The following is a 20,550-nucleotide window of genomic DNA, read 5'->3' as shown; positions in this document are numbered from 1 at the left end:
AAGCCCCGCGCAAAAAAATGCCGTGGCGTTCAGGCCACGGCATCGGATGTCACAGTCGGAAATGCGCGTCAGATCTTGCAACCACCCTCGGGTATGCCGCCACCCGGCTGACTCTGGATACCGCTTCCGGAAGGATCGAGTATCTGTGTCTCGCCGCCCATGAAGGCCGGCGTGACCGGCAGGCGCGACAACACCCGCTCTCCGGCAAAGCCGGTCTCGCCGCGCCCCAGATCCAGCTTGTCGCCGTCCTGCGCGATGACGACATGACCGTCATGCACCGTCACGTACAGCCCCGGATCACCCGCATTGGCTTCCGAGCCGAAGTTCTTGTCCATGTCGACCGGCACGCTGTCGGGACGCGGCACCGGATTCTCCAGCACCCTGTCGGGGACGCGTGACACCGGCACGGGCTTGCCGGAATCGCGCGCGATGATGGCGGCCTGCTGCATCGGCACGACGAACGAACCGGTCGGCGAAGCCAGTTCCACTTCGCCCGACCAGACATAGACCCCGGCGCCGTCCAGCGGATCGGCCTGAGTGGCACCCGGATTGTCGCCACCGCTCGCACAGGGCCCGTGACACCATGCATCGAAGCCGGTGCCACGGATGCCGATGGTGGCGTTCGAAACCTTGAAGCGGTAGTTGTCGTGCTTCACCCGTCCGATCAGCCCGGTGACCACGCGCACGCCACCCTTGAACAGGCGCAGCACCGCATTCTCCTCGCTGTCCTTCTTCTGGTACTTGAACTTCTCAACCTGGAACACGGTGTCTTCCTGCAGGCTGACGCGACTCTCGTCGCGGAACGCCACCACCGCGTACGCCTTCTTGCCGGTGATCAACACATCGCCCTCGTACACCGGCCCGCCCAGCACCACCCTGCGCAGCTTGCCGCTCTCGTCCTTGGCCGACAGGTCGCCCTGCGCCAGCATCACCCGGCCGACCACCGGGGATTGCACTTCCCGCGCCCTGATCGTCTGTTTCGACTCGTCGTTCTCTTCTTCGCGGCAGTCGCGGGTGGCACACAGGCGCGAAGTGAAATCCGTGCCGCGTATCCCGATGGTCGCGGCCGCCGCGCGCACCCGGTATGCGTCGGTATTGCCGCGCTTGCCGATCAGCCCCGTCACCGTGCGGAAGCCACCCTTGAGCAGGCGCAGCACCGCGTTGTCTTTCTTCGGTTCTTCCTTCCGGAACTGGAATTCCTCAATCCTCAGGTTGGAATGCGGACGCAGGGTCATCACCGCGCCGTCGTTCATCTTCACCTGCACGTAGCTGTCCTTTGCGGTGATCAGCATGTCGCCCGCCAGCACGTCCGATGCCCGGTTCAGCACCCTGACCGTTCCGTCCGCACGCTGCGCGACCAGCGTGCCGCTCATGTAGCCGACCTTGCCGACCACTTCCGCCGCCTGCACTGCGGTCGCGACCATCAACAGAATCGTTGCAATCAGAAGGTTGAGCTTTTTCATTTCACACCCCTTTTAAACCCAAATGAACCATTGGCTTCGTCATTCCCGCGCAGGCGGGAATCCAGCGATGGAGAATACTCCGCGCAGCGGACAAAACCCTGATATGGCCCGCTACGCGGGCATTTTTTATTAGCTGGATTCCCGCCTGCGCGGGAATGACAAGTTTGCGGTCCCATGGACGATCCGAGTTTATTTGCACGAACCGCACGATCAGAAATTCGCCGACAAACTCAGGTGCGCGCGCCAGTCGCCGACCTGCTGCAACGGGTCGGTGTCCGCATTGATGATGCGCGCCGCATCCAGCCGCAACGAGAAGCGCTCGGCATAATCCCCGCGCAAACCGATACCGGCGCCCGAGATCCCGGACCGCGTGCCGTCGGAGGCTTCCGTCTCGCCGGCGTCGAAGAACGCCAGCGCGCGCACCCGCAGGTCGCCCTTGCCCAGATCCGGCGTATAGCCTTCCAGATTCCAGCGCATGCCGGACTCACCGCCCGCGCTGCCCTCCGCGAAACCGCGCACCGCATCGGCGCCGCCCAGGCGCATCTGTTCGCCCTGTATCAGCACATCGCGGCTCCACTGTCCGTTCAGCACCGCCCTGACCTGCCAGTCGTCCCCGACCAGGGTCGAATAGCCGGCACCGTAGCGCACCACCTTGTAGTTCGCATCGGGCCGGGTGAAGCTGACCCGGTCATAGGCCGCAAAATCGGCCGCCCCGCCCTTGTTCGTCCCCGGCAGGTTGGCCGACAGCGAGGCGTTGAAGCTCAGGTCGCTGTGCGCGAACTTGCCCTGTGCGGAATAAGCGACGCTCACCGGCACCACGACGATCTCGTTGTACAGCACCGTCACCGGCACGGTCGTCGTCTGCTCGATGCGCTTGAAATCGCGCCAGTCCAGCCCGAACGACAGGCGCGGATCGAACACGCCTATCCTTTCCAGCGTGCGGTTGTAGCGCGCGCTGAAGATCACGCCGCCGCCCTTGAAATTGTCGATCCCGCCCACCACCGAGTTCACGTTGGAATAGCCGCCGAAGAAATCCACGCTGTCGCCCAGCTCGTACAGCGGGACATGGTAGCTGCCGCCGATCACGGTGACGCGGTCCACGTGTTGCGGCGAAGTCTGGAACTGCAGGCTGGCGACATGATCCCTGTCGAACAGGTTGGCATGGCGCCAGGAAAGCCCGACGCGCGAACGGCCGGTCTCCGGCGTGCCGGTGTTATCCACGTTCACCGCCCACGAGGACGGCGGGCTGTCGGTCACAACGACGTCCGCATCCACCTCGTCTTCCTTGTCGCCCGCCTTCAGCACCACGTTCAACTGGCGCGCCGGATTCTCGTTGGCGAATTTCAGCTCGCGCGCGATCTGCTTCGAGCGCGGCACCCCGCCGCCGCGCACCGAAGGCACCGCGTTCAGCGCGTTGGCCTCGCTGACATGGCGATTGTCCTTCACCGCCACCTTGCCGAAACGGCTTTCCACGACGCGGAAGCGCACCGCGCCCTTTTCCAGTTCCTGCTCCGGCAACAGCACGCGCACCGCCGAATAGCCGCGGCTGGCGTATGCATCCTCGACCGCCTCCAGCGCGCGCTGCACGTCGGAAAAATCCTTGTCCTTGCCGACATAGGGCGCGACCGCCGCGTCGATCTCGGACTGCGTCAACAGGGTCGCGCCTTCCAGCGTGTATCCGGTGATCTCGAAGCGCAATATCAGCGATTCCTCCGCCGCCGTGCCGGGAACCGGATCCTCGGCCAGCGCAGGAGACTGCATCCATGCGGATGCGGCCAACAGGAAAACAAACGTCAAAATATTTTTCATGGGATACCCGGTTGTTACAAATAAAAGCGGCTTCTGAAAATCAGTCATTCGCGCCTGCGCGGGAATGACAGGCCAATGGATCATTTAAAAACCTCATCACTGGCACACCGGCATCGGTTGTGCGGAGGCGGTGGTCTCGGCGACAGGCACTGCCGCATCCTGCGACGCGGCCACCTGCTCGGTTGCCGTGCCCTGCTGATCGCCGGTCGCCGTTCCGGTTGTTCCCGCTGTCGCGTTGCCCGTTTCCGTGCCAGTCGTGGTACCCGCTGACGTGCCAGTTGCGGTACCGGTCGTGGTACCGGTCGTGGTACCGGTCGTGGTTCCGGTCGTGGTTCCGGTCGTCGTACCCGTTGAGGTTCCTACGACCGGCGCCGGGGCGGGCGGCGGCGTCTGCATGATCACCGGCGGCGCGGGCGGGTTGATCGGGATGTTGATGACCGGCGCCACCGCGATGCTGTTGATCAGATTGTTAACAACGGGCTGGGCAGGTACGGGGGCCGGAGCGGGAGCAGGTGCGGGTGCAGCCACGATACCGAAGTTCGCCGCCACGTAGCTCATCGTGTAGTTGGTGCTCAATAGTGCCAGCGAGCCTTGATTGATCGGATACAGGCCTGCCGTCTCGCCAGCCAGACGCGCCAGTGCTCCGCTCAGCGTGGTGGCCGACGTGTCGGTGTATTTGAGTCCGGCCACCATGTAGGTGAGCAACGGATCTACGCTCCCTGCTGTCTTGCTCAGCGCGTTCGCCGTCACCGTCAGGACTGCAGGCGTGATTCCAAGGTTGTTACCGGTGTACGTGATGGCGTAATTGTTATTCGCCAGCGTTCCTTGACTGATGGCATAGTTGCCGACGATCTCGCCCGCCGCGCGGGTCTGCGCACCGCTCAGCGCGTCTACTCCAAGCAGGCCGGTGGCAACGTAGGTCAGCACTGGGTCAGCATTACCGTACACTTTGCTCTGGATATCGGCGACCACGGCCAGGGGCGCCGGGGTGATCGTGCCGACCGCAGGATTGGTCGTCACGACATAGTTCGCACCGCCGTTGCCATCATTCACCACATATCCCGCATTCACATTCAGAGTACTTCCACCCGCGCCCAGCACATTCTGGCTTCCAAAGGACTGCGTCAGGCTAGTGACAGTATTCCCGTTCACCAAGCCGGTTGCGCTTGGAATGAGAGTGGAAATCAAGCCGCCGTCATAGACCTTGCTGTCGCTCAGAGCAGACAGGGATAAAGCTGCGGGATTCACCACCAGAGTGCCATCTACAAAACTCAAGCTGTAGTTGCTGGCACTGCCCACGCTGAATATGGCGTTGCTCGGAGTGATCGCATAATTGCCGACATTGGCCGTATTGACGGCACCAAGACTAGTCAGAGACACACTACTGATGGCATCACTTCCCTGCAACCCGACCGGGGTGAATTCCGTCCCTGCAAAGGTCAACGTGTTGCCATAGATCTTGCTGGCGTTGTTGGCCGTGACACTCAATCCCAATGCGGCCTGGGTAATGGTCAGATTGCCACCGGTGATGTCGTAACCTTGTTGAGTGGAATAATAGCCGTTGTAGAAGCCCGCGTTGGTTCCGGTGGCGGCGGCACCCAGCACATTTGGAACGAGCGCGTAGGTGGCACCACTCTGGACTGTGCCGTTGTAAGTCACAGCCACATCCGGCGCGCTGATGAGCGTTAAAGGCGCAAGAAAGCTCGTGAGCAAGGGCGCTGTATGGCCTTCATAGATGCGCCACACGGCTCCGCTGCCGCCGGTGTTGGCGATGTTCCAGCCGGTAAAGCTGGACATCTGCATCATCTGTGCGTTGGTTAGGCCAGTTGTGCCCGTCTGCGCAGTCCCACCACCAATGCCAACTGCCATGAGAGATGTTGTAGTATCCCAGAAGCTCGCGGTGACATTGCCGCTATTAGACCCTAGCAGTCCACCCGCTTGTTTGCCGCCCGTGATAGAACCAGTCGAATAACTGTTGGAGATGCCACCAGCACCATTAACACCGACTAGCCCGCCGAGAACCGCGAGCGCGGTAGGGCCAGTCACACTTCCAGTGCTGTAGGAGTTACTGATACTGGGATTGGGATTCGCGGATGGAATAATACGGCCAACCAAACCACCAGCAACTAGGTCCCCAGCAACACTGACATTACCCGTTGCATAAACATTGTCCAGATTGGAGCCTAAGCGACCGACAAGCCCACCAACCCACTGTACCGTTCCAGCGCTCGTTCCAGTGACTGCCCCTGTTGCATAAGAATTGCTGATATTGCCAAGAGCCTCGGCAAAACCGACAAGCCCCCCGACATAGCCATTAACGGAACTAGTGACATTGCCCGTGCTGTACGCATTTGTGATCATGTTGACCACACCAGAACTTTCCGAAGAGTGGCAGCCAACCAGCCCGCCAGAGCATAAAGCGCCACCCGTAATATTGCCTGTTGAATAGACATTGGTCAGCGTCCCTGCAGCCATATTGAAACCGACGAGGCCACCCGCTGCACCTTGGGTGGGATCTGTCCCATTCACTGTCGCGGTACTGTAAGAATTGCTGATCGCCCCTGCGAAATTCGCTCCCACCAGTCCGCCCGCCCACGATCCACTAGTGATACTGCCTGTGCTGTATGCGCCACTGATCGCTACACCCCAGTTGTATCCTACAAGAGCGCCAGTCTTATAGAAGTTCGTTGACCCTCCGGAGATCGTGGCATTTACCAACCCTATATTGCGAATGAAGCTGGAGTTGCGTGCAAAACCAAACAAACCAACAAAATTTTCAGTGGGGCGGGAGATTGTCAGGTTGCTGATTACTTGCCCCAACCCATCGAACGTCCCGGTGAAAGAAGTAATTGCATCTCCGACCGGCTTGAACCCTGCCCCCCCATTCCAATTCACCGTGCCCGTGGCATCGACGTTGTTCGCCAGCACATACGAATTGCCCAACATGCCCGTGCTACCCATACCCTGCACGCCGTAGATGTCGGCCAGTTGGTACGGCGCAAGCGCTGTGCCGTCGCCACCGAGGGCGCGGATGAAGGTGCCGCCGGCAATCCTGAAATCGTTGACGGTGAAGCCAGGAAGCACGGCAGCGACCTGGTTCCAGGTGCCTCCGCCCAACGTGAAGATATCTGCGCTGACGCTGCCGGCGATATTCAGGTTGCCGCCCGTCGCAGTCAGATTGAGAGTCGCACCTGGGCCGGTGCTGATTGCACTGCCTGCATTCAGCGTGATGTTGCCAACCGTCGTACCAGTGAAATTGCCGTAACTTGACACGCCGGTCGTGGTGGTGGCCGCAGCCCCGTCGAAGCTGGTGACACTGCCGATGGCGAAGCCGTTGGTGTCGTTGTAATTGACAGCCCCCGTCACGTTTGCTGCAAGCGTAGCAACATTGTTGTTGGTGCCACCAAGGTTGAAGGTACCGCTTCCAAGCAGGCGAAGCGCGCCTGCAGTGATCGGATTGCTGTTGTCGTTGGCCGCCCCTCCCGCGAGCGTCAACGTCAATGCATTGACACCCGCATTGATCGAGGATCCCGCCGTGATATCGATATTGCCCGTATCATTGGCCATGATCAGGACATTTCCGCTGGATGCCCCACCGATGGTGGAGCCGTTGACGATGCCGACCGCGCCGCCAAGTCCCGCTCCAACCAGGCGAATCTCTCCGCCGTTCGAAAGCACATTGCCGCCCATTATCACCAGCCCGCCATCCGCCAAACCGGAAGCATTGGTTCCGTTCAGCGTGATCGCTCCGCCCCCGGCGGCGGTGCTACGGATGGTGCCACCCAACACCCCCACCCCCCAACTGGTGTTGAAACTGTTGGCGGTTCCATTGAAAGTCAGCGTCCCGGTGCCGGTCGTCTCGACGACCGTGCCCGTCTCCACCATGATGCCGTCGGCACGGTAGAAGGTCGGGTCAGCATTGGGTGCAGTGTTCAAACCGGTCACGGTGACCGTGCCGGTCTGCGTGGTGAGCCGCGTACCCGCATTGAGGAAGTCCACCCCTGCCGCAAACAGATTGGGGTTGACCGTCCCGGTACTGTAACCATGCGCGATGCCGTCGATGTTCACGAAGCCGTTGCTGGACAGCGTCCCCCCGGCGAATGTGATGCCATCGGCAAAATTATTTGCTGCGCCCTCGCCGCGCATATCCACGTTACCCGCACCTGCGGTGATATTGCCCAGCACGTAGATGCCGCTGTTGAAGGTGATACCGCCGGTCACGGTGCCGTTGCCGATGGCGCGCCCGATAGAGGGCATGCCGCCCATGCTGATGTTGCCGCCGTTGCTGTTGATGGAAGATCCGGTATTCAGGTAAATGCCGCCACCGCCCGTCCCGTTGGAATCGGAAGTCAGGTTGATATTCACCGCGCCCGCCACAGGCGCGAGTGAACTGTTCGCGGCGAACAGGATGTTGTTGGTCGCCGAGATGCCGGCGTTCACTCCCGCATTGATGACGGAACCGGTATCCACCACCACGTCGCCGGTACCGTTGACGCTCAAACCGCCTGCGGCATTCACCACCCCGCCCGCAGGCGCGCCGGACAACAGCACCGCGTCGCTGACACCTACGCCCGCCGTGCCGGACAGCGTCATTGCGCCCACCGTGTTCGTCAATTTCGCGCCGGTATCGACGACGATGCCGTGGTTGGTCGAGCCTGCCGTCGCGATGCTCGTTCCGGTGATGTTCAGGCCACCGCCGCTGGTCACCAGCGTACCCACCCCGTTGAGGTTGACCCCGCGCTCGAAGCCGGGGCCATCGCCGCTGGTGCCGGTGAGGCTGATCGCGCCTGTGCCGGACTGGATCACGCCGCCGCTCTGCACCACGATACCGTCGCCGTCCCGTCCGCCGGTGCCGGTCAGGCCGATGTTGGCCGCCCCGGTCGCAACGATCTGCGCGGACGAACCGATGCTCAAGCCGCGGTTGCTGGTGCCGGTCAGCGCACCGCTGGTGCCGCTGACGCTGATGTTTCCGCCGCCCGAAACCAGCGTGTTCAGGCCACTGATCCAGACACCGTAGTCGGAACCATTGCCGTTGGTACTGTTGCCAAGGATGTTGATGGCGCCCGTGCCTGCGGTCACTTGCGCACCGCCGAGCAATTCGAAACCGTCGCCGCTGGAATGGGTCGTGCCGCTCAGGTTGATATTCGAAGCGCCCAAACCCGCCACCTTGGCAGACGTCTCAATCACCAGACCGTTGTTGCCCACCCCGACCAGGCCATTGCTCGTTCCGGCGATGTTGATGTCTCCGTTGCTCGAAACCAGTGTATTCAGGTCGCTGATCCAGATGCCGTAGTCGTAACCCAGGCCGTCGCCGCCGGTACCTGTAATATCGATCAGCCCCGTGGTCGATTGCAGTTTGGAGCCGCCGATCAGATTCACGCCGTCGCCGTCATAGCCGCCTGAGCCGACAAGACCGATGTTGCCGCTTCCCGTGGTGATGGTCGAAGCCGTACTCAACCTGATGCCGCGATGCACACCTGAAACAGCCAGCGGATTCCCTGACCCATTCACGGTGACATTGCCGCTTGTCGTGGTCAGCGTTGCGCCGCTCAGCAACACGCCGTGATCGGTTCCGGCGCCGGCATCACCCACGCCGTTCAAGGTGATGTTGCCCGCACCCGAGTTCAGGCTTGCGCCATTCAGCTGGATACCGTCCACATAACTCAGATTGCCAACGGCATTGCCTGACCCGTCGCCCGCCACGCCGCCGCCCAGCGTGATGTTGCCGCCGTTGCTGGCGATGGACGTGCCCGCCGCCATCGAAATGGCGCCACCGTTCAGGGCGTCAGAATCGGAATTCAGCACCACGTTCAGTGGCGCAACCGTGCCGGTGATCGAACCGCTACCCAAGTTACCCAACAGGATGTTGTTGGCTGCTTGCAGGTTCAACGTGCCGCCCACGGTGCTGGCGATCGCACCGTTGATGGCCATGTCACCGGTGGATTTCAGCAATGTAGCGCCACCGATGTTCAGCGTGCCGGCAACCTGACTGAAGTTGGCTGCAGTCAATCCGGCATTAGATGTCAGCGTGCCGCCGTTCATGGTCAACGCGCCGTTGATGATGGAGGATGTGATCAGGGTCAATCCGGCACCCGGTGCGAGCGTAAGGTTGGCATCGCTAAACAAATAGTTGGCAGCTTGTCCGGGTGTCCAGATAGATACCGTTCCTGCATTCGCACCGATGTACAAATTATCGGCAGCAGTTGGCGTCAGGCTGTTACTCCAGTTCAACGCCGTTGCCCAGTTGTTGTCCGCTGCGGCCCCCGTCCAATAAATTGAGCCCGCTGCGGAATTTGCCGTGACGACCACACTTGTCGTCGGCGATGGCTGAATCGTGAAAGCGCCCGCATTCACTGCCGTATATGACCCGCCAACACCGCCAGCCGCACTGATGATGGGATAAGTACCTGCGCCCCCAACCCCGTAAAGATTGAGCGTGCCATTCAGGCCAATCATCCCCGCGCTTACGTTCACAATGTCGTATTGACCGGCAAGATTGGCATTCAGATCGATATTGAGAATCGACGAAGGCTGCAACTGCAACTGGCCATTGAATGTCAGCGTGCCCGTTCCCCCTATTCCAACGCCCGGAGAGATTGTGCCGAAGTTGGTAACACTGTTTGCTGCACCGCCAATATTGATTGTGCCTGAGCCTGCCAAAATACCGTTGTTGGCCCAGTTGCCCACCTTCTGGAAGGTTGCACCAGATGCAACGTTGATCGTGCCAGATTGAGTGAGTGCGCCGTTATCGACAAGAACCCCTGTCAACACATTGATACTGCCGCCAGCAGCGTTATTCAAGGCCGCGCTGATGTTGGTTGCGCCCGTGCCGCCGCTCTTGCCGAAGGTACCGGTGTTGGTGATTACGCCACCCGTGCCGTCGATGTGGGTTGAATCCATGCTCACCAGATAGCTGCCACGGTTGTCCAGCAGCCCGCCTGTGTTGATGGTGAAGTTATTCGAATACGTCCCATGAGAATGCGTCAGGCTGCCGTCGTTTTGCAGGACGCGGCTCAGTGTCGGGGTCCAACCAGCAACAACACCGGGAGTAATCGCGCCCGCTGCCACCGTGTTCGCCACGATGGTCTTGCCCGCGCCAGTCATGCTGCCGTTGCGCCAGGTGAAGCTGTTGGTCACCGTCATGTCGCCCGCACCATCCAAGGTACCGCCGTCCTGCCAATAGCCGGGAGTGCTGAAACCTGCCGCATCTATGGTGAGCGTACCGCCATCCAATTCCACTGAACCCGTTCCGTTCAAGGTGCCGCTGGCGGTGGCGGTGCCGCCGCTCATGATCAGGGTCCCGGTGATGCTGCCTGTCCCGCTGTAGTTGACACCTACGCTGTCGTTCATCCAGCCGCTGGTGATGTTGATCGTGCCGCTGTTGTTGTTGAATACCGCGCTGATGTTGGTTGCGCCCGTGCCGCCGCTCTTGCCGAAGGTACCGGTGTTGGTGATTACGCCACCCGTGCCGTCGATGTGGGTTGAATCCATGCTCACCAGATAGCTGCCACGGTTGTCCAGCAGCCCGCCTGTGTTGATGGTGAAGTTATTCCAATTCGCCCCATGCGATTGCGTCAGGCTGCCGTCGTTTTGCAGGGTGCGGCTCAGTGTCGGGGTCCAACCAGCAACAACACCGGGAGTGATCGCGCCCGCTGCCACCGTGTTCGCCACGATGGTCTTGCCCGTGCCAGTCATGCTGCCGTTGCGCCAGGTGAAGCTGTTGGTCACCGTCATGTCGCCCGCGCCAGCCAGTGTGCCGCCGTCTTGCCACCACCCCGGTGTGGTAAATCCAGCAGCGTCAACAGTAAGCGTGCCACCGGTTAGTTCGACATCACCTGTGCCACCCAGCGTGCCGCTGGCGGTGCCTGTGCCGCCGCTCATGATCAGGGTCCCGGTGATGCTGCCCGTCCCGCTGTAGTTGACACCTACGCTGTCGTTCATCCAGCCGCTGGTGATGTTGATCGTGCCGCTGTTATTGGTGAACGCCGCGCTGATGTTGGTTGCGACCGTGCCGCCGCTCTTGCCGAAGGTACCGGTGTTGGTGATTACGCCACCCGTGCCGTCGATGTGGGTTGAATCCATGCTCACCAGATAGCTGCCACGGTTGTCCAGCAGCCCGCCTGTGTTGATGGTGAAGTTATTCGAATACGTCCCATGAGAATGCGTCAGGCTGCCGTCGTTTTGCAGGACGCGGCTCAGTGTCGGGGTCCAACCAGCAACAACACCGGGAGTAATCGCGCCCGCTGCCACCGTGTTCGCCACGATGGTCTTGCCCGCGCCAGTCATGCTGCCGTTGCGCCAGGTGAAGCTGTTGGTCACCGTCATGTCGCCCGCACCATCCAAGGTACCGCCGTCCTGCCAATAGCCGGGAGTGCTGAAACCTGCCGCATCTATGGTGAGCGTACCGCCATCCAATTCCACTGAACCCGTTCCGTTCAAGGTGCCGCTGGCGGTGGCGGTGCCGCCGCTCATGATCAGGGTCCCGGTGATGCTGCCTGTCCCGCTGTAGTTGACACCTACGCTGTCGTTCATCCAGCCGCTGGTGATGTTGATCGTGCCGCTGTTGTTGTTGAATACCGCGCTGATGTTGGTTGCGCCCGTGCCGCCGCTCTTGCCGAAGGTACCGGTGTTGGTGATTACGCCACCCGTGCCGTCGATGTGGGTTGAATCCATGCTCACCAGATAGCTGCCACGGTTGTCCAGCAGCCCGCCTGTGTTGATGGTGAAGTTATTCCAATTCGCCCCATGCGATTGCGTCAGGCTGCCGTCGTTTTGCAGGGTGCGGCTCAGTGTCGGGGTCCAACCAGCAACAACACCGGGAGTGATCGCGCCCGCTGCCACCGTGTTCGCCAAAATGGTCTTGCCCGTGCCAGTCATGCTGCCGTTGCGCCAGGTGAAGCTGTTGGTCACCGTCATGTCGCCCGCGCCAGCCAGTGTGCCGCCGTCCTGCCAATAAGTAGCCAGCGAGGTCGTCCCGTTCAGCGTTAGCGAACCGCTACTTAGTATCACCGACCCGCTGTAGGTTGAAGCTCTGTCCACAGTAAGGCTGCCGCCACTGACCGTGAGGGGCGCTGTTCCTGCCAGGCTGTAGGCGTTGGCGCTGGTTCCTGCCAGAACGCTGGGGTTGTTGACGGCGGTGTTCAATGTCAGCACGTCCCATGAACCCGGCAATACGCTACGGCTCCAGTTGGCGGCATTGTTCCAGTCGGTATTCACAACACCCAACCAGTTGTTCATCCATGTCCCCAGCGTCATGGTGTTACTACCCGGCAGATAGTTCAAGTTCGTTACCGGACCTGCGCTATTGACGGTAGTAAAGGTGCCCGCCGCCGTGCCCGTTTGCGTCAGAAAGGTGAAAACATCCCCCGGGGTGCCGGTATAGCTTTCGATCAGTGACGTGTTCAGCACCGCTCCCGCGCCGATGGTGGTTGCGCCCGATACGGTCAGCAGGTCAGTGGTCGGTGCGGCATTGGTACCACCGAGTTCGATATTGAGGATGGAGCCGATGGTGTTGAGTTGCAGGTCGCCGGTGATTGCCAGTGTACCGATTGCGCCTGTTCCTCCCGGATTGATGGTGCCTAAATTGGTGAGCGTACCACCGGCAAGATTAAGCACTCCGTTACCACGGACGACACCTCCTGAGCTGTTGGTGAGCGCACCATTGGTCAGCGTCAGGGTGGCATTGTTCGCCGAAAAATCAAGCGTGCCGCTGTTGGTAGCCAAATTCGAAATCGTGAACGGGCGCAGGAGGTCGATCGTGCCCAGGTTCGCTACTTGTGCATTCAGCACATTCGGTCCACCGGCAGGGCCTGAGCTACGCAGCGTGCCATTGTTCGTCAATGTTCCGGTCGTCAGATTCAAGGTGGACGCCAATGACCCTCCACAACAGGTGTAGATCGAGTTCACCAAGTCGATGGTGCCATCATTGGTGAAGCTGTTGGCGACCGTGAGGGTCGTTGCCGTATCGGTCACTCCCTGCCCAATGTTGAAGACTGCACTGGAGGAATTAATCAGCCCTCCTTCAATAAAGCTGGTGCCGGCTCCCGTGCTGATCGTGCCCTGATTCACCAGATCAACGCTCGAGGCGATGGTGTCGCCTTTCAACTCAAGCGACGCACCGGCTGCGATGGTCAAGGTCTTGCCTGGCACCGCAGCACTCACCGTCGCCGCGCTGCTACCGTTCAAATCCAGCGTAATCGAACCCGATGGCAGCGTCAGGTTGCTGGCAAGATTCAGCGTCGGCGTGTTCGTCAGGCTCAGCGTGCCGGTACCCAGAAAGATTGTGCTGGTACCCAGCGTGGTAATGCCGCCATTCACCGTCAAGGTCTGCCCGGCGGCAATATTGAACGTGCCTGCATCACTGAACAAGGTTCGCCCTGTATTGGTGATCGACAAGGGGCGATCAACTTTGATCGTGCCCAGGTTCGCTACTTGTGCATTCAGCACATTCGGTCCACCGGCAGGGCCTGAGCTACGCAGCGTGCCATTGTTCGTCAATGTTCCAGTCGTCAGATTCAAGGTGGACGCCAATGTCCCGGAACAGCAGGTGGAGCCCGAGTTCACCAAGTCGATAGTGCCATCATTGGTCGAACTGCCCGCTAGGCTCAGCGTAAATGCCTGATCGGTCACCCCCTGACCGATGACCAGAGTATTCGTCGATGAAACCACCAGTGACTTGGCAGATTCGCTGCTGGTCAAGGTAACGGTATTCGTGCCACCCATTCCGATCACAGCGTCAGTGTTGGCATTGGGCGTACCGCGATCCCAGTTGGCGCCGACATTCCAGGTTGTCGAACCGGTAGCAATGTAGTTGGTTGAACCCGATGCCAGAGCGAACGACACATCGGTGACATTGTAGGTCGCACCGAACGCTGCAACCCCCGAAGCGACGGTCGTATTGACGGTGTCAAATGTTCCGATGCGCGAACCGAACAGGGCTGGAGTGATTGCATCAGAGAACTTCGTGGTGAAGCCGCCCTGCTCGATGACATTGACGGTACCCGCCAGCGTCGCCAGGCCAGTAATGGAGAGTCTGTCGTAGTCGATGCCCGGCGTGGTCACACCGGCAACATCAAGCTCCAAAGTACCACCGGTAAAGTTCACATTGCCGATGATGGAGAGCGTGCCGAGCGTACTCAGGCCACCGGGACGGAGGATGCCGTTGTTGGTCAGCGTACTGCTCGCGTTGACATCAATCGTGCCGGCACCGGCAATTGTTCCCGTATTGGTGAAGCCGCCGGTTTTCTTGTAGAAGCTGCTGCTTGCAACATTGATGGTTCCACTTTGGGTGAGCGCGCCATTCTGCTGCAAGGTGCCTGAATTGACATTGATGATGCCACCAACTTGATTGTTCAATACCGGGTTGACTGCACTCGTCGCCACAGCAGTGTTCAGGTTCTTACTTAGTTCGCCTGCGTTGTTGAACGTGCTAACACCGGTGATGTGCGTATCGCTGGTCGATGCATTGATATTGAACACACCGCCGCTCATATTATTAAACACCGCCGTGCCGTCGGCAGTCGTGTCATCGATTTGGAAATATGACAGGCCAGTGACGTTGGGGGTGAACGTGACCGTGCCGTAGTTGTTCCAGATGCGACTGCCACGCAGCGATGTGGTCTGATTGAAGCTGGGGGCGAGGGTCGTTGCGCCGCCGACCAGCGTATTCAGCGTTCCGCTACCGGCAATAGCTGAACTACCTGTCCAGCTGAACGCTCCTGAAACATCAATGTTGCCGCTGCCGGTGAGTGTGCCACCTGTAATATCAAGCGTGGTGAGCGTCAGATTGCTATTCGCCAAATCCAGTGTGCCGCCGCCCACCGTCAATGCTGTCAACCCTGTCAACGAGGTGCCGGTTTTGAACGTCAGTGTGCTGGCGCTGTTGATGCTGGTGAGGTTCGCAAAGGCGGTGGCTTCACCTGTGGTGATGCCCGCAAAATTGAGCGTCGTGCCACTGCTGCCGACTAGGCTGGTGCCAACATCGGTGACCGTGCCGGTGAAGTTGGCGGTCGTTGCACCGCTGATCAGTGTCGAACCACTGACGTTGTAGCTGCCAGAGACCGTTGCGGTGCCTCCGGTAAACGACATCGTGCCCGCACCGGAAATGCTACCAGGCACGGTACGAGATGCACCAAACTGCAGGGTGGTGCCGCTGGCGATGTTATAGGCGCTGCCCGCGATGTCCGTGCCGATGCCATTGAGCGCCAGCGACCCGCTAGTGACGTTGACGACGCCCGTGGCTTGGTTGTTGAAAACCGGGGCGAAGCTGCTGGCGAAACTCGCATTCTTGTTAAAAATTCCCGCGTTGTTAAACGTGCCAACGCCGATGGTGTGATTGGTGCTCCCTGGAGGATTGAGGTTAAATACGCCGCCACTCATGTTATTGAATACCGCCGTGCCGTCGGCAGTCGTGTCATCGATTTGGAAATATGACAGGCCAGTGACGTTGGGGGTGAACGTGACCGTGCCGTAGTTGTTCCAGATGCGACTGCCACGCAGCGATGTGGTCTGATTGAAGTTGGGGGCGAGTGCCGTCGTACTTCCACCCAGTGTCGTCAGCGTGCCACTACCGGCAATAGCTGAACTGCCTGTCCAGTTGAACGCTCCTGAAACATCAATGCTACCGCTCCCAGTGAGTGTGCCACCCGTTATATCAAGCGTGGTGAGCGTAAGATTACTATTCGCCAAATCCAGTGTGCCGCCCACCGTCAGTGCTGTCAGCCCTGTCAACAAGGTGCCAGCTTTGAACGTCAGTGTGCTGGCGCTGTTGATGCTGGTGAGATTCGCAAATGCGGTGGCTTCACCCGTGGTAATGCCGCTGAAATCGACTGAACTATTGGCGCCCCCAGTGAATGTTGTGCCAATGTTAGTCACCGGACCGGTGAAAGAGATGGCTGTGCTGCCACAGCAGTCTGCCCACACCGAGGTCGCACCAGAAACATTGTAGCTACCTGATATTCCTATTGCGACGACTCCACCAGAATTGTAAAAACCGACCGTTCCCGCACCGGCAATACTCCCCGCAATCGTGCGAGCCGCTCCAAAATTCAAGGTGCTGCCAAGCGGAACGTTATAGGCGCTGCCCGCCACATCCGTGCCGATGCCGTTCAGGGAGAGCGTCCCGCTAATGACGTTGACCACCCCCGTGGACTGGTTGTTGAAAACCGGGGCGAAGCTGCTGGCGAAACTCGCATTCTTGTTAAAAATTCCCGCGTTGTTAAACGCGCCAACGCCGATGGTGTGATTGGTGCTCCCTGGAGGATTGAGGTTAAATACGCCGCCACTCATGTTATTGAACACCGCCGTGCCGTCGGCAGTCGTGTCATCGATTTGGAAATATGACAGGCCAGTGACGTTGGGGGTGAACGTGACCGTGCCGTAGTTGTTCCAGATGCGACTGCCACGCAGCGATGTGGTCTGATTGAAGTTAGGGGCGAGTGCCGTCGTACTTCCACCCAGTGTCGTCAGCGTGCCACTACCGGCAATAGCTGAACTGCCTGTCCAGTTGAACGCTCCTGAAACATCAATGCTACCGCTCCCAGTGAGTGTGCCACCTGTAATATCAAGAGTGGTGAGCGTCACCGGCGAGGCACCAAGGTCAAGCGTGCCGCCTGATATGGCCAACGCCCCGTTCAAAGTGGCGGCACCAGCAACCGTCAGACTACCGCCGGTAATATTGAGGTTTTCATTACAAACCAGCGAGCCGATCGTCGTTGTACCTGCAGTGGCGGAGTAAAGGATCGTATTCGCGCCAACGATATCCAGAAATACGTTATCTGCCACACCGGGAACCAGGTTGGTCGTCCAGTTCGCCGCGTCCCACCAGTTCAACGTAGCCGCACCACCATCCCAACCCACTGCTCCACCGGCGGTGATCGCCAGTGTGATATCTGTCAGGTTATAGGTTGGTGTCGTAGTCAACGCGCCTGCGTTCACTGCCGCAAAGGCACCGCCTAGTGTGCTGGCATAAGTCACGAAAGGATAATTTCCAGAAGACCCCGCCCCGTTCACCGTCAGCGTTCCGCCCGGTGTGAACGCGCCGGAAACCGCCAGCACATCATAATTCCCTGCCGTCGGCGCATTCAGGTCAACCAGCAGGTCCCCGCCGGAAAGGATCACGTTGCCGGTGATACTCAACGTCCCGATTATCCCGGTACCGCCCGGCGAGATCGTGCCGGTATTGGTCAGCGTCGCCGCGCCGACATTAAAGGTTCCCGCGCCGCTCAGGATGCCTGCATTGGTAAAGCCAGCCGTGCGGGTAAATATCGCACCGGTAGCCACATCAACTGTGCCGGCTTGGGTGAAGTTGGTCGCACTGGCATTGACCGTACCTGTGGTCACTTTCAACGTGCCATTGTTGGTGAACGTGGTCGGGTTGATGGTCAATGTACCCGCGACGTTCATGTCGATCACGCCGTTGTTGATGATCGCCGCGTTGGCGGCGCTGTTCAATGTGCCACTTCCGGCAATCGTGACACCCGATCCTATGGTGAGCGAACCCGTTGTAGCAGTAGCAGCCTTCAGATAGTGACCACCCAAATTGACAGTGGACGCCCCCAGGCTACTGATCGAACTGGCACCGAATATATCCAAACCCACCCCAGCCCCCAGGTTCAGGGTAAAGCCATCGGCCAGGGTCAAGCTGTTGAGGAGTCGTGTGCCTGTGGTAGCGGCAGTGGTCGTCAGACTCGTATGCGTCGCATCGCCCAGTGTCACGCCATCCAGCGTCCCATAAAACGCATAGGCGTAAAGCGGGGTCGCGTCGCCCGAGACGAGGGTGCCGCCGACGATCGTACCGGACACCGTATTGATGCCCAGTGAAGTCAGGCCGCCGGTTCCGAATATCCCGGTGCCTCCGATATCCAGCGTGTTACCGGTGTTGTCCAGCGAGCCCGCAAGATTCACACTGCCGCCGGTGCGATTGAATGTGCCCAAGCCGGCGGCGGTCATGCTGCCTTTAAGATTTAACACACCTCCCGAGATATTGAAGGTGCCTGCATTACTGGCACCTGCGGGGGTAGTGAAATTCACCGTCCCACCCGCCAAATCGACCGAACCGGTATTGTTCAAACTGACTGTGGGCGTGAGCGAAAGCGTGCCGGTCGAGGGATTGGATATTGTTCCGGTATTGACCAGATTCTGTGTCGTAACGCCTATGGTTCCCGTTGAAAGATTGGTCAGTGTGCCGTTGTTGGTGAAATTGACATTGTTAGCTTGAACCGAAATGATCCCCGTCGAACTATTTTGCAGGGTGCCGTTGTTGGTGAAATTGACCGGGCTGATGACCAGGGTGTTTGCGGTGTTGTTGTCGATCACACCGTTATTGACCCAGCCCCCTGTCGTCACGTAATACGTCAGCCCTCCATTACCCAGCATCGTCACGCCATTGGCGATGGTGACCACGCCGCTGTTGTTTCCTTGGTTAGCCTGATACGTGCCCGTGTGGTTCACGGTCGCGGAAGTGGCACCACCTGCCAGACTGATATTCGATGCAACCCCATAAAAGTTGACTGCACTTGCGCCGGTATCGAATACGACGCCATCACCCAGGATCAAATCCTGGGTGATGCTGAGCGCGCCCGTTTCGGTCATGCTGCTGCCAATGGTGACCTGATTCAGCGTGCCAATATTGCTGGTCAGACTTCCTGCGGTCAGCGTGGCATTGGCTAAGGTGCCACTCCCGATATTCAGATTGCCGGTAGAAGTAACTCCTGCGTTCTGTACATCAAGCACGCCGTTTTTTAGATCGACGGTCACGCCGGCCGCGACGGAGGCGCCGCCAGCAGCACCATGATCCAACACGAGATTCAGCGCGGTCGGTGTCGCGTTGATGGAACTGATGTTGGCGTTAATCGCGATGTTGTTGACGGCCTGTAACGTTAACGTGGTGACGGCCGTATCGGTCTTGGTGATCGCATCGTTAACAAAGATATCGCCCAAGCCGGCCAGATTCACCGTGCCGGCACTACTTTGGATGAGGACGTTACCGCCTGCCAAGGCAATCGCAACGGCAACGCCGGTCATATCACCGCCTGATGCGGCGATGGTGAAGTCGGGCGGGTCGATCAGCCAGGTGCCGTGATTGCCATTCGCGGCCAGTGTGGTGACGCGGGCGCTATCGGCGATTTGCACATGGGCTGCCGAGGTATCAATGAAGCCGCCGTTGTAGGAGCCCGGTTCACCGGGCGATGGGGAGGAAGGATTTCGCGCAATGAATTGCGCTCCTACAGGAGCGGAGGCATCCAAGGTTCCGCTGACTTGTACCGTTCCGGTCTGCATGTCGGACAGGACTTTGATCTCGCCGCCGCCCGCACCCGTGGCGCTGACCGTGCCTGTGACGTCGGTGCGTTGGCTGGAGCGGAACACGATCTTGCCGCCCTGCAGGGTGGCGCTGTCGGCGCTGACGCTGCCGCTGTTTTTGACCACGGTGCCGAACAGGCCGAGGCTGCCGGCTTCGGCGACCAGTTGCCCGACGTTGGTGGCATCGCCCGCCGGGGCAGTGATGCTGACGCGCAGGTTGGGATCGAGGCTGTTGACGAGTTCGACGCTGTTGCCGGCGGCCAGCAGGATCTCACCACCGGGCGCGGTGATGATGCCGCTGTTCTCTACATTCGGAGCGATCAGGTAGATCTGCCCGCCCGGTTGGGCGGTGAGGTTACCGTTATTGACTACCCTCTCCCCCTGCCCCTCTCCCGCAAGCGGGCGAGGGGAGGAAAATTTGTAGCGTCCGGCGAGGAAGTCGGCGTTGGAGAGGTTGAGTGTGGTGGCGACCAGGCCGGCGACGTTGACGGTGGCGCCCGCACCGAACACGATTCCGCCCGGGTTGACGAGGAACACGCGTCCGTTGGATTGCAGGCTGCCGAGTATCTGGCTGGGATTGTTGGTGACGACGCGGTTGAGTACGGCGGAGCTGGCGCTCTGCTGGGCGAAGCGGGTGATCTCGTTGGCGCCGATGGAGAAGCCTTGCCAGTTGATGATGGTGCCGGGGGTGTTGGTGACGGTGAGTGTGCCGCCTGCCGTGGCGAAACTGGCCTGGCCGTTGACGACCGAGGGGCCGACCGGGTTGGCCTGGGTGGTCTGTACCGCGAACGCCAGCAGCACGGTGGCGCAAAGCGGTTTCAGGTTAAAGGATTGATTTTCCTTCTTGGTATTCTTTCCCATGCTGACTCGGTCTCCGAACTATCTCTGGCAGGTTTGCTCAAAAATTCCGCGCGATTATGCCCTACTTCGCACATGGTAACCATATGCCGAAAGGCCTAGATAGTTCGGCCTATTGAGC

The 20,550-nt window shown here is 59.8% G+C and carries 3 protein-coding genes; all 3 read right to left on the bottom strand.

What is annotated here, in order from left to right:
• Positions 1-68 precede the first annotated feature (68 nt).
• The 3 genes from IPM27_00340 to IPM27_00330 all read right to left on the bottom strand — a co-directional run bounded on the left by IPM27_00340 (position 69) and on the right by IPM27_00330 (position 20,432).
• A complete protein-coding gene (locus tag IPM27_00340) occupies positions 69-1,463 on the bottom strand; it encodes a FecR domain-containing protein (GenBank protein MBK9160016.1) in 1,395 nt (464 codons plus the stop codon).
• A 210-nt stretch (positions 1,464-1,673) separates the two neighbouring features.
• The gene (locus tag IPM27_00335; GenBank protein ID MBK9160015.1) at positions 1,674-3,272 is read right to left on the bottom strand and encodes a ShlB/FhaC/HecB family hemolysin secretion/activation protein; all 1,599 of its coding nucleotides are present in this window, start codon (positions 3,270-3,272) and stop codon (positions 1,674-1,676) included.
• A 96-nt stretch (positions 3,273-3,368) separates the two neighbouring features.
• Positions 3,369-20,432, bottom strand: a complete 17,064-nt coding sequence (locus IPM27_00330) for a filamentous hemagglutinin N-terminal domain-containing protein (protein ID MBK9160014.1) — start codon at positions 20,430-20,432, stop codon at positions 3,369-3,371.
• Between the last annotated feature and the right edge of the window lie 118 nt (positions 20,433-20,550).

The sequence above is a fragment of the Nitrosomonadales bacterium genome (assembly GCA_016716325.1).
Taxonomy (GTDB): domain Bacteria; phylum Pseudomonadota; class Gammaproteobacteria; order Burkholderiales; family Gallionellaceae; genus Gallionella.
The sequence above is the reverse complement of the archived record's forward strand: the minus strand, read 5'-3'. Positions and strand labels throughout refer to the sequence as shown.

Coding starts and splice junctions, on each gene's coding strand:
- IPM27_00335 (MBK9160015.1), bottom strand. CDS start 3,272: ATGAAAAATATTTTGACGTTTGTTTTCCTGTTGGCCGCATCCGCATGG.
- IPM27_00340 (MBK9160016.1), bottom strand. CDS start 1,463: ATGAAAAAGCTCAACCTTCTGATTGCAACGATTCTGTTGATGGTCGCG.
- IPM27_00330 (MBK9160014.1), bottom strand. CDS start 20,432: ATGGGAAAGAATACCAAGAAGGAAAATCAATCCTTTAACCTGAAACCG.